Source organism: Bacillus sp. 05T21, assembly GCF_056396785.1.
Genome location: NZ_JBFTMD010000005.1, coordinates 268179 through 281588, shown reverse-complemented (window position 1 = coordinate 281588; position 13410 = coordinate 268179). Strand labels below are relative to the sequence as shown.

At 37.9% G+C, this 13410-nt stretch carries 11 protein-coding genes; 1 reads left to right on the top strand and 10 read right to left on the bottom strand.

From position 1 onward, the window contains the following. Window positions 1-176: 176 nt before the first annotated feature. The 6 genes from narK to moaA all read right to left on the bottom strand — a co-directional run bounded on the left by narK (window position 177) and on the right by moaA (window position 5549). Window positions 177-1346, bottom strand: coding sequence for a nitrate transporter NarK (gene narK / locus AC1DKZ_RS13660; RefSeq protein ID WP_002031603.1), 1170 nt, complete (start codon window positions 1344-1346; stop codon window positions 177-179). A gap of 80 nt (window positions 1347-1426) precedes the next feature. Next, a complete protein-coding gene (gene moaD, locus AC1DKZ_RS13655) occupies window positions 1427-1660 on the bottom strand; it encodes a molybdopterin converting factor subunit 1 (protein ID WP_476996434.1) in 234 nt (77 codons plus the stop codon). Continuing rightward, the gene (locus AC1DKZ_RS13650; protein ID WP_476996433.1) at window positions 1657-2127 is read right to left on the bottom strand and encodes a molybdenum cofactor biosynthesis protein MoaE; all 471 of its coding nucleotides are present in this window, start codon (window positions 2125-2127) and stop codon (window positions 1657-1659) included. The genes moaD and AC1DKZ_RS13650 overlap by 4 nt, the downstream gene beginning before the upstream one ends. Window positions 2128-2171: 44 nt before the next feature. Beyond that, the gene (locus tag AC1DKZ_RS13645) at window positions 2172-3461 is read right to left on the bottom strand and encodes a molybdopterin molybdotransferase MoeA (RefSeq protein ID WP_431182127.1); all 1290 of its coding nucleotides are present in this window, start codon (window positions 3459-3461) and stop codon (window positions 2172-2174) included. A 43-nt stretch (window positions 3462-3504) separates the two neighbouring features. Further along, window positions 3505-4518, bottom strand: a complete 1014-nt coding sequence (locus tag AC1DKZ_RS13640; RefSeq protein ID WP_431182126.1) for a molybdopterin-synthase adenylyltransferase MoeB — start codon at window positions 4516-4518, stop codon at window positions 3505-3507. Window positions 4519-4535: 17 nt separating this feature from the next. Further along, a complete protein-coding gene (gene moaA, locus AC1DKZ_RS13635; protein ID WP_476996432.1) occupies window positions 4536-5549 on the bottom strand; it encodes a GTP 3',8-cyclase MoaA in 1014 nt (337 codons plus the stop codon). Window positions 5550-5828: 279 nt separating this feature from the next. Here moaA and AC1DKZ_RS13630 point away from each other — a divergent pair, with 279 nt between their 5' ends. Continuing rightward, complete coding sequence (locus AC1DKZ_RS13630; RefSeq protein ID WP_476996431.1) at window positions 5829-6521, top strand: Crp/Fnr family transcriptional regulator; 693 nt, start codon at window positions 5829-5831, stop codon at window positions 6519-6521. A gap of 93 nt (window positions 6522-6614) precedes the next feature. Here the strand turns inward: AC1DKZ_RS13630 and narI are convergent, their stop codons facing one another. From narI to AC1DKZ_RS13610, 4 genes are read right to left on the bottom strand one after another with little or no spacing between them, the layout of a single operon-like run. Continuing rightward, the gene (gene narI, locus AC1DKZ_RS13625; protein ID WP_417051620.1) at window positions 6615-7304 is read right to left on the bottom strand and encodes a respiratory nitrate reductase subunit gamma; all 690 of its coding nucleotides are present in this window, start codon (window positions 7302-7304) and stop codon (window positions 6615-6617) included. A 17-nt stretch (window positions 7305-7321) separates the two neighbouring features. Then, entirely contained in the window at window positions 7322-7852 is a 531-nt protein-coding gene (gene narJ, locus AC1DKZ_RS13620; RefSeq protein ID WP_113938589.1) for a nitrate reductase molybdenum cofactor assembly chaperone, read from the bottom strand. Window positions 7853-7871: 19 nt separating this feature from the next. Beyond that, window positions 7872-9347 (bottom strand): nitrate reductase subunit beta, encoded by a 1476-nt coding sequence (gene narH, locus AC1DKZ_RS13615; RefSeq protein WP_476996430.1) that lies wholly within the window; start codon window positions 9345-9347, stop codon window positions 7872-7874. Further along, window positions 9337-13020, bottom strand: a complete 3684-nt coding sequence (locus AC1DKZ_RS13610; protein ID WP_476996429.1) for a nitrate reductase subunit alpha — start codon at window positions 13018-13020, stop codon at window positions 9337-9339. The genes narH and AC1DKZ_RS13610 overlap by 11 nt, the downstream gene beginning before the upstream one ends. Between the last annotated feature and the right edge of the window lie 390 nt (window positions 13021-13410).

Below are 13410 nucleotides of genomic sequence, written 5' to 3'. Positions count from 1 at the left end.
TTTGAATTTCGTTAAAAATAATTTTACCCATTCTCCGTACCTCATTTCTATCGTTGGTTCCATTATAACGAGGTTTTTTGATAAAAATACACAAAAACCCCGAATCATGGGGCTTTTTTTAAGTGTCCATGATTCGGGGTACAGTTCAATTACTTTAGGAGGGTTCTTTTTCTTTATTAATGATTCTTTAACATCACTAACAGCTTCTCTTGGCTATACATCCATACTGTAATGATTAAACAAGCAAGAGCGACTTCTGATAACGCCATAAATCCAATTGCATAATGACCTGTTAGTTGGAATAGTAACGTTAAAATTAATGGTGGGAAGAACCCTCCTAATCCACCTAAAGCTGACACAACCCCATTTACAATCCCTGCTTGCTCAGAGAAGTACATTGGAACAAGCTTAAAGATTGTTCCATTTCCAATACCTGCACAGAATGCAACTAGTAAGCAACCAAATGTATACACGTTCATACTGGGCATGAATGATAAAACAATACCAGATAGTGTTAAGCCGATAAATACGAAGATTAATATTTTAAATGGATTAAATTTATCACCGAGCCAACCACCAATCGGGCGCATCATTGTTGCTAATACGATGAATCCAGCTGTCCGCATGCCTGCATCTACTTTCTCTAATCCGAAGTGAGATACTAAAAAGTTTGGTAAATATACTGTAAATGCAACAAATGATCCAAATGTTAAAAAGTAAAAGATACATAGAAACCAAAGTTTTTCATTTTTATATACACCTTTTATTTGTTCCATTAATGGTGTATTCACCTTTTTTTCCTTACGATCGCCTAATAAAAAGTTCATAAGTGCAAATGCTGCAAGTAAAACTAAATAACACTGTACTGTTGTTCTCCAGCCAACTGATGTCGCAATTACAGGTGCTAAAAATGAAGTAATTGCTGTTCCAGCGTTACCCACACCGTAAATACCATTTACAAAACCGTGACTCTCTTTCGGGAAGTATTTCGGTAGAGAAGTTACTCCTACAGAGAATACAGCACCACCAATCCCTACAAATAACCCACCAATAATTAAATCCATCATAGAATTGGCAACACTAATGTAAAAGACAGGGAATAATAAAAGTATAAAACTAATAAAGAACAATTTTCTTGCTCCGTAACGATTTGTCCAATAACCAATTGGAATGCGAAGAATAGAACCTAAAATAACCGGTACTGCTGTGACCATAGAAATTTGTCCCGCAGTTAATGGAATATCCGCTTTAATATATGGCATTAATGATGATAAGATAACCCATACCATAAAACCGATAACTAGATTAGAAGTTTGTAAACTTAATTGAAAATTAGGACTTTTCATCCTGTTCCCTCCTATGTATGCATAGTTATATTCATTCTCTCCAGCCTAATCACGTCCTAACATGATTAGGCTGAAAAGAATCAACCACCACTTACTGGCGGAATCATTGCTACTACATCGCCAGTTTGAATGTTGTCATCTTCATTTGCATACTCTTCATTTATGGCGACCATAACCTCGTTTGAAATTGCTACGTTATATTCCTTAACCAGAAATTCCTTTAGTTCAGTAACCGTAATATTTTCACAATCTATGTGCAAGGCAGGTTTGCTTGCTTCTTCTTGCAAATGTGCAAATAATAGTACTTCAATCATGTTCTCATCTCCCTTTCAGGCTCACCATTTGCATATGCTATTTTCTCTAACTGATCACCTATCCATGACTCACCATCTTCCCAAAACTCTTTCTTCCAAATCGGAACAATTTGTTTTATACGCTCCATAATATATTCGTTCGCCTCATAGGCTGCTTTCCGGTGTGGTGTTGAAACGGCGACAACAACAGCAAAATCAGAAATTTCCAATGTACCAATGCGATGTGTAATTGCTACATATGTCCCAGGCCACTTCTCTTCTACTTCGGTCCCAATCTTCTCCAGTTGTTTTTCCGCCATCGTCTTATAAGCTACATACTCTAAATATAGTGTACGACGTCCTTTCGTAAATTCTCTGATAGTACCAATAAAAGTAGTAACAGCACCACACTCACGACGAATTACTTTCCTTGTAACATCTTCAATTGAAATAGGTGTATTAATTACTTCATAATACGCATGTGTCATCTTGCACCTCTTATCTTTGTATAAGTTAGCAATCTATTTTTCTATTACTTGTATGATCGAAGTGGTTCTTTCCACGGCCACTCACTTCCTATGTTCGATTCCAATAATAATACCGAAACAATTATTCCTGCTTCAAATCCTCTCGTTCCTCCCGGCAGGACGATAAATGCATTCGCCTCTGCAAGTGAAGAAATTGCACTAGATTTATCTAAACCAACTGGTGTTGCTTGCAATTGGCCATCTACAATTTCCACTCTCCCTCTTACAAAACGAGTAAATGGGTTTGCTTTTGGAAAGTCTTTCTGTAAAATTGCTTCTGCTCGATATACGTGCGGATCTTTTCTATGCAAATATGTTCCAATGACTGGCCGAACATATAATTCACATCCGACATAACAAGCTGAAGGATTACCAGATAGACCAAATAATAGTTTTCCTTCTAGCTCAGCTACAGTTGTCACACTTCCTGGTCGCATCGCTATTTTGTTGAAAAGTACATTAGCTCGTAATCTCTCATAAATAGCAGGTAAATAGTCATAGTCTCCTACCGAAACGCCACCAGTTGTAATTAAAATATCGACTTCTTTTATTGCTCTTTTTACGGTCTCATAACACGTCTCTAAATCGTCAGCAAATTGTCCATAATAGCGTACAATTCCACCTGCTCGCTCAATTTGAGCAGCAATCATATAGGAATTACTATTTCGAATCTTCCCCGGTTTAAGCTGTTCATGTACTTCTAAAAGTTCACTTCCTGTCGCTACAATTCCAATAACCGGCTGTTTTACAACATGTACGGAACTATAACCAAACGTAGCAAGAAGCGCCGCTACTCCAGGGTTAATAGAAGTCCCTTTTTTCACAAGTATGGCATTTTGTTTTACATCTTCTCCTTTAAAAGAAATGTTATCACCAGCAGCGAAAGAGCGTTTTAATGTCATATACGTCTTTTCGTTTTCTTCAAATCCTTCCGTTAGCTCTAACATAACAACAGCATTACACCCCTCTGGAATTGCGGCTCCTGTCATAATACGGACAGCTTGAAATGTTTTCACTTCTTCTGTAAAAACAAAACCTGCTCCAATTTCACCAATCACTTCAAACTGAATAGGGTTACTGCTACTTGCTTCTTTTGTATCTTCCGCTCGAATTGCAAACCCGTCGTATGGAGAGCGATCAAAATGCGGGACATCATGATCTGCAATAACATCTTCTCCAAGCGTTCTACCGTAGCTGTCTATAAGAGAAACCTTTTCTATTTCACCTTGATGAGCATACTCCATTATGCGTGCAACTGCTTCTGCTACTGGAATTGGTTTACGTTTTTCTAGCATTCTTTTATCACCTCGTTTTGATAAGGATAAACTCTCTTTCTGTTCATCCTATATATTTTGCGTATAATCGTTTTGCCATTTTCATATCATTTGTCCCATGAATAAATGCCCTACCGTCTGTAAATAAAACAAAACGATATTCATCTACTAGAAACGATAGTAAATATGGATTTTTTTTGACACTCACGCTTTTTTGTAAGCGATTTCGAACTTCTTCTAAATTAAGAACTCGCTTTATCCCTGGACGGATTTGAACTGTATTCCGCCCGCATAGCACTTCAGTTTTCATCTGTGATCCAAATGTTAAACTTGGATACGTGCGTACATTTCCACAAGATGGACATGTACTTTTCTTCTGCCTATTTACTTTTAATGAGAGATATTGATTGTTCCAAATATCAAATGATAACATCGTTCCCCTTAGCACCTGAAAATCATTCACCAATATTTTCATCGCTTCTGTCACTTGGTGAGCAACGACCATTTGTACAGCCGGCTGAATGATTCCTGCTGTATCACATGTTGCACCGCCCATAGGATGATCCATTAGGCAGCGAAAGCATGGTGTTTCCCCCGGGAAAATTGTATACGTTACACCGTAACTTCCAATGCATCCACCGTATATCCAAGGTATATTTTCTTTTTGTGACATGTCATTTATAAGTAGGCGCGTATCGAAATTATCAGTCGCATCTAAAATGAGATCCACTTCTTTTACTAACTCTTCCATTTCTTGCATTGTAACATCCGTTACAACTGGTACAATTTCGACTTCAGAATTAATCTTTCTTAAATGTTCTGCCGCTGCAATCGCTTTTGGTTTACACTGCTGTGCATCTTCTTCTGTATATAACTGTTGCCGCTGTAAATTACTCCATTCGACGTAGTCACGATCAGCAATTGTCAATTTCCCAATCCCCATCCTAACGAGCGCTTCCGCATTTGCAGCTCCTAGTGCACCCGCACCGATTAGGAGCACATGTTTTTTTCTTATTTTTCTTTGTCCCATTTCACCAATTCCAGAAAACAATACTTGCCTTGAATATCGCTCTTGCATAGGGAATCCTCCTTTCGCTATCCACCGATATAAGACATTTCAACTTTTGGACGTTTATTTGTACTTTCAGCCGTTCTTTCATCCGAATACCGATCTGTTCTGCACTCCCATGTATGTTGGAGAATTTTTAATAATGAAGCATCAGAAATATTTTCTCGAAGAAGCGTTCGCAAATCGGTTCCTTTCGTTCCAAATAAGCACGTAAAAAACTTACCGTCTGCCGAAATACGAGCTCTCGTACAAGAGGAACAAAAAGATTCAGAAACAGAAGTAATAAATCCAACTTCTGCATCGCTCCCTACATATCGATACAATTTCGCAACTTCTCCAAAGTAACGAGGTTTAACAGGCTCAATCGGATATACACGATTAATTTTCTCTATTAATTGTTCCTTCGTAATAACTTTTTCAAAGTTCCATCCGTTCGTACTGCCCACATCCATAAATTCGATAAAACGAAGCTGAATTTCTTGTTCTTTAAAATAACGAGCCATAAGAAGAATTTGACTATCATTCATCCCTTTTTTTACGACCATATTTACTTTTACTTCTAATCCAGCTGCCTTTGCTACTTCAATTCCTTTCAATACAGGTTTTGTACTTACATTTCGTCCATTAATTTTTCGGAAGACATGATCTTCTATCGCATCTAAACTAATGTTTACACGTTTTAATCCCGCTTCTTTTAATGCCCTTGCCTGTTTTGCTAAATGAATACCGTTTGTTGTGAGTCCAATATCCTTTAAGCCTTCTAGCTTTGCAAGCCTTGCAATTAACTTCGGTAAATCTTTACGCAATAAAGGTTCACCGCCAGTAAGTCTAATTTTATTAACACCCATACTTATAAATAATCTCGCTAACCTTTCTATTTCATCGAACGTTAATAAAAACTCTTCCTGTAAAAAAGCATAATCAGGTCCGAACACTTCAGCTGGCATACAGTACGTGCACCTAAAATTACAACGGTCAATAACTGAAATACGTAAATCTTGAAGTGGCCGTTCTAAAGAATCTTTCATCTTCTCGTGCATATATATCCCTTCTTTTCTACTGCAATCATTAGTAAGCTTTCAAATTTTTTATTTGCCTTCATTATAAAAAAGAAGCTACATATTCAATGTGACTTTTCTCACATTACTTTCCCCATTCAAAAATTCTTCACAAATCTGTTCGCATTTTGTTCACATCTTCAGTCCCTACTCCTTACGGTCATTGAAATTTTACAACAATTTTGAAATAGCTCTTGCATTTTCAGCATACTTACACTCAAAATAGGAAATGTATTGCTTATAAGAAGAAAGGTGATTGCTGTGACAAACAGTATGAAATTATCTCAAGATTTAAAGGAATTACTTGCATCTGTTGAATATAAAATGCAAATTAAAAAAGGAAGTTTTATTTTTCAAGAAGGTATGGAGGCAACCGAACTCTATATCATCCACTCCGGAAAAGTACAAATTAGTAAACTAAATGCTGATGGGCAAGAGTTGACACTCCGTATTTGTTCGGCATATGACATTATTGGAGAATTAACATTGTTCACGGACGATGCGAAGTATTTATTAAATTCAAAATGCCTTGAAGATGTTGAAGTAGGCGTTATAAAGCGTGAAGCGTTAGAAAGAGAATTACTCCAAAAGCCCGCACTTGTATTTGAATTTATGAAATGGATTAGTGAACATTTAAGAAGAATGCAAACGAAGTTCCGAGATTTAGTATTGCATGGCAAAAAAGGTGCCTTGTATTCTACTCTCATTCGAATGACAAATAGTTATGGTGTGTTAAAAGAAAATGGTATTCTCATCGATTTACCTTTAACGAATCAAGAACTTGCTAATTTCTGTGCAACTTCACGTGAAAGCGTAAATCGAATGTTAAATGAATTAAAAAAGCAAGGTACAATTTCTATTCATAAAGGAAAGATTACAATTCACGATTTACAATTTTTAAAATGTGCAATTGCTTGTGAAGATTGCTCTGCCTCTGTTTGTAGTATTGATTAGCATCTTATTTAGATACTTATACCTATAAGGAAAGCCGAGGTCTCCAATTAGATCTCGGCTTTCCTTATAAATTACTAAACATATAAAACTAAATCATTTTTTCAATTCATTTGGAATACGTCTTCTGTAAATTACATAACTACGGCTTATATATTTAATTGGGGCACTAAATACATGTACCAGTCTAGTAAATGGCCATACTGCGAAAAGCCCCATTCCTGCAAGAATATGAATTTTAAACCATACAGGTACTTCCATCATATATTCAACTTTCGGTTGGAAAATGAAGAGGCTTCGGAACCACGGACCGATCGTTGTACGATAATCAAACCCTTTTGAGTCGATGTTTAAAAACGTTGAGGAAAGTCCTGCTAGCATTACGATAAGTAATAAAATAAGCGCAATATAATCTCCCTTTGTGCTCGTTGCAATGATGCGTTTTACTGTTACACGGCGGTACGTTAATATAATTAAACCGATGATAGAAGCAACACCTGCCGGAAGCCCGAAACTAATTGCTACTACATGATACATATGCTCAGAAATACCTATTGAACGGTATACAGACTCTGGAATTAAAATCCCCATAACATGACCACCAATGACGAACATGATCCCAAAGTGGAATAATAGACTTCCGATTCGGAGCATTTTCTTTTCTAATAGTTCACTAGATTTTGACGTCCATCCAAATTGATCATAGTTGTATCTGAAAATATGTCCACCGATAAAGATTGCAAAAATGATATAGGGAAACAATACCCATAGAAATTGATCCATCATTTTGACAACTCTCCTTTCTAATTTGCCTGTACACCCCATGTATTGATAGCGAGTAGAACAGCGGCGAGAATTGGTTCATACATACAGTTTGCTTCTTTTAATTGCCCGTGCAACGCTTGTATATTTTCCGTGTATTTACTCATAATTGGTTCGCTATCTTTTTCATTCGCGTTTGCAAGAAACTCAAGTAGAAGCGGTAAATAATCAGGTAGTTCTTTATCTGTTACTTCAAAACCAGATTTTTGATAATGCTGTTTTAACTCTAATAATTCAATTCCACGCTCTCTTTGTTCACCCGTTTTCATGTAGGTAAGATACATATTTGTCTTCTTTCCAAAGTCGAATGTATAGACGTAAGAATCAATAAGTTGATTGTCTGTTTTATTTAGCGCTTCTTTTATAAATGTTGTAAGTGATGCTCTGATTTCTTCCTGTTCAATTTCTTGAATCTCTTCCTGTAATTCTAGTAAAGCTTCCCTCCAACCTAGTTCAGGATAGGAGAGAAGAAAAGAAGAACAAGAAAAAGCTGTTTGTAAACTTTGTTTCATAGTTTTCTACCCCCTTTTTTTAAGAAATTGTCGTACAAGAGCCTGGCCCACCTGCGAAAGATAAACCACAACTTCCTTGCTCGCTATATAAATCTGCAACTTGTTCGCGGTGAGACGTCGGGATAACAAAGCGATCTTTATATTTCGCAATAGCAAGAAGACGATACATATCTTCTACATCCTGTTTCGTTAAACCAATTTCTTTTAATACTGCTTCATTTGGTTCTTTATTAATTTGCAACGCTCTCATATGCGTTCGCATAACAGCCATTTTTTTCAATGTAAGACGAATATGTGATTCATCCCCTGCAGTGAGTAGATTCGCTAAATATTGAATTGGGATACGCATATTATCGATAGCAGGGAAAATCTCTTCTGCTTGCCAGTTACTACCTTTCCCTTCCACCATATTCATAATTGGGCTAAGGGGTGGGATATACCAAACCATTGGCATTGTACGGTACTCTGGATGAAGAGGCAGAGCAATTTTCCAATCGATAATCATTTTATAGATTGGTGACTCTTGTGCTGCTTTAATCCACTCTTCAGGAATGCCTTGTTTTTTCGCTTCAGCTGCTACTTCTGGATCATTTGGATCTAGGAAAACAGTAAGCTGAGATTCATATAAATCTTTTTCATCTTCAACAGAAGCTGCTTCTTTCACTTTGTCAGCGTCATATAGTATTACCCCAATATATCGAATACGTCCTACACAAGTTTCCGAACAAATTGTTGGCATACCAGCTTCAATACGAGGGAAACACATTGTACATTTTTCAGCTTTATTTGTTTGCCAGTTAAAATATACTTTTTTATACGGACAAGACGATACACAAAATCTCCATGCACGACATGCATTTTGATCCACAAGAACAATCCCATCTTCTTCACGTTTATACATCGCACCCGATGGACAAGAAGAAACGCAAGATGGATTCATACAATGTTCGCATATGCGTGGTAAATACATCATAAAGACATTTTCAAAATCTGTTTTAATCTCTTCTTCCATTTTCTTTACGTTCGGATCTTGCAATCCTGTTATATGTCCACCAGCTAAATCATCTTCCCAGTTTGGACCCCATTCAATTTTGTCGATAAATTCGCCTGTAATTGCTGATTTCGGACGAGCAACTGGTTGATGCTTACGCTGCGGGCTATTTGTTAATGTTTCATAATCATAGTTCCAAGGTTCAAAGTAATCATCGATTGTTGGTTGATCTGGGTTGTGGAAAATATTCATAAGGCGTTTCATTTTCGAACCGGATTTCAGCTGAATTTCACCATTTTTCAATTCCCAGCCGCCTTTATATTTCTCTTGATCTTCCCATTGTTTCGGATAACCAATTCCAGGTTTCGTTTCTACGTTATTGAAGTACATATATTCAGCACCTGGACGATTTGTCCAGGTGTTTTTGCATGTTACGCTACAAGTATGGCAGCCGATGCATTTATCTAGGTTCATTACCATTCCGACTTGTGCTTTAATCTTCAAGCCAATCTACCTCCTTCAGTTTACGGATTACGACATTTAAGTCACGCTGGTTCCCCGTCGGACCATAGTAGTTAAATCCATAGCTTAATTGGCCATATCCACCAATCATATGTGTTGGTTTAACATGAATACGGGTTGGACTATTATGCGTTCCCCCGCGGGTGCTTGTTAATTTCGTACCAGGCACGTTAATGTGACGATCTTGCGCATGGTGCATAAATGCCATTCCTCTCGGTATACGGTGCGTTACAACAGCACGCGCTACGACAACTCCGTTACGGTTAAAGCATTCAATCCAATCGTTATCAGCAACACCAGCTTCATTCGCGTCATCTTTGTTCATCCAAACAGTTGGACCACCTCTAAACAACGTTAACATCGGTAATGAATCGAAGTACATACTATGAATCGACCACTTATTATGCGGTGTTAAATAGTTTAGTGTAATTTCTTTCCCTTCTACTTCAGGTCGTGATTTACGGAACGGTTTATGTTGCAGTATTGGTTTAAATGTTGCCATCGTTTCACCGAATTCTTTCATCATGTCATGATCTAAGTAGAAAGATTGTCGACCAGTTATCGTTCTCCAAGGGATGAGACGTTCAACATTTGTTGTAAATGGTGAGTAACGGCGTCCACCTTTTTCAGAACCCGTAAAGGCCGGAGAAGTAATTACTGTTTTAGGCTGCGCTGTAATTTGTTCAAATGTGAAGCATTCTTCTTCACGTTCTTCTGCTAAGTCACGTAGTTTTAAATCGGTTTGTTTTTCAAGCGCTTCCCATGCTTTTACCGCCATATGACCGTTTGTTGTAGAAGAAAGTGTTAATACCGCCTCAGCAGCATTAATTGCTTCTTTTATGTCTGGGCACCCCTTCGCAATAGAATCCGTTCGAACAACTCCTAATCGACTCTTTAATTGCTCATATTCTTTTTCTGCCGACCAAGAAATCCCTTTCGTACCAATCGGTTGTTTTTCGGTATTTGGTCCAAGCGCTGTCATCTTGTCATAAATCGTTTTATAATCCCTTTCGACAACATGAATTTGCGGCATTGTTTTACCTGGGATTGGTTCACACTCACCTTTGCTCCAGTCTTTAATCTTGCCAAGTGGTTGCGCTAATTCTTGCGGTGTATCGTGAAGAAGTGGTGTTGCAACGACTTCTTTCATTGGTTCAAGATCGATTTTCTTCGCTAAATCTGACACAGCTTTAGAAAGAGAGGTGAAAATATCCCAGTCAGAGCGTGCTTCCCACGGTGAACCGATTGCTGGATTAAATGGATGCACAAATGGATGCATATCCGTACTGCTTAAATCATGCTTTTCATACCAAGTTGAAGCAGGTAAGACGATATCAGAATAAAGCGCCGTTCCAGCCATACGGAAATCTAAATTAATGAGTAAATCTAACTTCCCTTCAGGTGCATCTTCATGCCACTTAATTTCTTCTGGTCTTAATGAGTCACTATCGTCATTCATTAATCCGTTTGTTGTACCTAATAAATGTTTTAAGAAATATTCGTGTCCTTTACCGGAACTTGAAATTAAGTTTGCACGCCATACGAATAAGTTACGCGGGAAGTTGTTTTTATTATCTGGGTCTTCAATCGCAAATTTCAGTTCTTTTTCTTTTAGTTTTTGTGCAACGTATTTTCCGATTTCTTCTTGTGTTGTTGCACCAGCAGCAACAGCTTCTTTATATAATTCAATTCCATTCTTCTCGAATGTTGGATAAGAAGGCAACCAGCCAAGTCGTGCAGCTAATACGTTGTAATCACCGTGATGTTGATAACGAGAGTTGCCCTCAACTGGTGATGCTAAATGTCCAACAGGTGTATCTTCATAACGCCATTGATCTGTTACGAAATAGAAGAAAGATGTACCGTTTTGTAATTTCGGTGGCCCTTGCCAATCTTTCGCCATCGCGATTGTTTGCCATCCTTCTGCTGGTCGTAATTTTTCTTGACCAACATAATGTGCCCAACCGCCGCCGTTTACACCTTGTGCCCCAACGAGAAGAACAAGATTTAAAACTGCGCGATAAATCGTATCAGAGTTAAACCAATGGTTAATACCAGCTCCCATAATAATCATCGAGCGGCCATTCGTATCAACTGCATTTTGCGCGAACTCACGAGCAATTTGAATAATAAGCTCTCGTTTTACTCCAGTCATTTTCTCTTGCCATGCAGGTGTAAACGGTACATCATCATTGAAATCTTTCGGTTCTTGCCCGCCAAGACCTCGGTTCACACCGTAATTTGCTAACGTTAAGTCATATACAGTTGTAACGAACACTTCGCCTTCTTCTATCATAACTTTTTTCACTGGAATTGTGCGTTCTAATATTGTATTTCCATCATCAGAGAAGTATGGAATTTGCACTGTTTCAACACTATCTTCCATTCCAAGTAAAGAAAGACGTGGATCAATTGTTTCACCTGTCTGTTCATCTTCTAAACGCAAGTTCCATTTCTTCTCGTTATCCCAACGTGATCCCATTGTGCCGTGAGGTGTTGCAAAATCATTCGTATTCTCGTTCCAAAGTACAGGTTTCCATTCCCCTAACTTCGTTTCGCGTCCAATATCAGAAGCATTTAAGAAACGATCAGCAACGAATTGATCTCCTTTTTCTTTCAATGTGACAAAGAAAGGAAAATCAGTATATTGCTTCGCATACTTTGTGAAGTATTCCACTTGATTATCTACGTAAAATTCTTGTAAGATTACATGCCCCATTGCCATCGCAAGTGCACCATCTGTACCTTGTTTCACACTAATCCAATCATCAGCAAACTTTGTAGACTCGGCAAAGTCAGGACTTACAGAAACGACTTTCGTTCCTTTATATCGAACCTCTGCTAAAAAGTGAGCATCTGGTGTTCTCGTCATCGGTACATTTGAACCCCATGTCATAATGTAACCAGAGTTATACCAGTCACTACTTTCTGGTACATCAGTTTGATCACCCCAAATTTGCGGAGAAGCTGGTGGTAAATCTGCGTACCAATCATAGAAACTAAGCATTGGTCCACCCATAAGTTGCATAAAGCGGCTACCAGCTGCATGACTTAACATCGACATTGCTGGAATTGGTGAAAAACCAACATTTCGGTCTGGACCGTATTTAATTACTGTGTATAGTAATGAAGCAGAAACGAGTTGTAATACTTCATCCCAATTCGCACGAATGAATCCCCCTTTACCACGCGCCTGCTTATACGTACGTGCTTTTTCAGGGTTTTCCACAATGCTTTTCCAAGCGTCTAGTGGTGACTCGTTATTTTGTAGTTCCTCTTGCCACATACTCCATAGAACACCACGTACATACGGATATTTCACACGAAGCGGACTGTAAATGTACCAAGAAAAACTCGCTCCACGCGGACATCCTCGTGGTTCAAAATCAGGCATATCAGGACCTGTTGTTGGATAGTTAAGCTCTTGACCCTCCCATGTTACAATTCCATCTTTCACATAAATGTTCCAGCTACAAGAACCAGTACAGTTCACACCGTGTGTAGAACGGATTACTTTATCATGCTGCCAACGCTTTCTGTACACATTTTCCCATTCACGATCTTCATATGTTTCTTGTGTATGATTATCGTTATAACGATCTATTGGTGAAAAATATTTTAAACGTCTCATTAGTGCTGAAGGTTTCTTCTTCATACTGTTCACTCCCTTAGTACGTCTCTCTTACATACCCTTACTATAAAAGAGGTTGTAAAATACAGATGTGACATTTCGCACAGTTCAAGAGATTGTCATAAATTCATTTGGAAATCGGTTTAAGGGGAAACATTTATAAGTAAAGATTACTTTGTTTTGTTGTGAAGATTTCGGTCAGCGGTGGGCTTATTAGGAGAATAGTATTTGGAGGATTCACCTTTTTTTGCATAAGAAAAAACGCAGGAGAAATTCCTACGTTTTTATATAAATATATTAAAAAGAGTTTTGATACTACTTCAATAATGCTATAAGGAATTTACTTTTCTGCAACGATACTATTATCAAGACATATTTTATATAAAGTGAAACTTTAATGAGCCCGCAAATAGA

What these genes read in the sequence shown, in the direction of transcription:
- narI (WP_417051620.1), bottom strand. Translation starts at nt 7,304, where the DNA reads ATGATGGATCAATTTCTATGGGTATTGTTTCCCTATATCATTTTTGCA.
- narJ (WP_113938589.1), bottom strand. Translation starts at nt 7,852, where the DNA reads ATGAAACAAAGTTTACAAACAGCTTTTTCTTGTTCTTCTTTTCTTCTC.
- AC1DKZ_RS13645 (WP_431182127.1), bottom strand. Translation starts at nt 3,461, where the DNA reads ATGCTAGAAAAACGTAAACCAATTCCAGTAGCAGAAGCAGTTGCACGC.
- moaA (WP_476996432.1), bottom strand. Translation starts at nt 5,549, where the DNA reads ATGCACGAGAAGATGAAAGATTCTTTAGAACGGCCACTTCAAGATTTA.
- AC1DKZ_RS13610 (WP_476996429.1), bottom strand. Translation starts at nt 13,020, where the DNA reads ATGAAGAAGAAACCTTCAGCACTAATGAGACGTTTAAAATATTTTTCA.
- narK (WP_002031603.1), bottom strand. Translation starts at nt 1,346, where the DNA reads ATGAAAAGTCCTAATTTTCAATTAAGTTTACAAACTTCTAATCTAGTT.
- AC1DKZ_RS13640 (WP_431182126.1), bottom strand. Translation starts at nt 4,518, where the DNA reads ATGCAAGAGCGATATTCAAGGCAAGTATTGTTTTCTGGAATTGGTGAA.
- moaD (WP_476996434.1), bottom strand. Translation starts at nt 1,660, where the DNA reads ATGATTGAAGTACTATTATTTGCACATTTGCAAGAAGAAGCAAGCAAA.
- AC1DKZ_RS13650 (WP_476996433.1), bottom strand. Translation starts at nt 2,127, where the DNA reads ATGACACATGCGTATTATGAAGTAATTAATACACCTATTTCAATTGAA.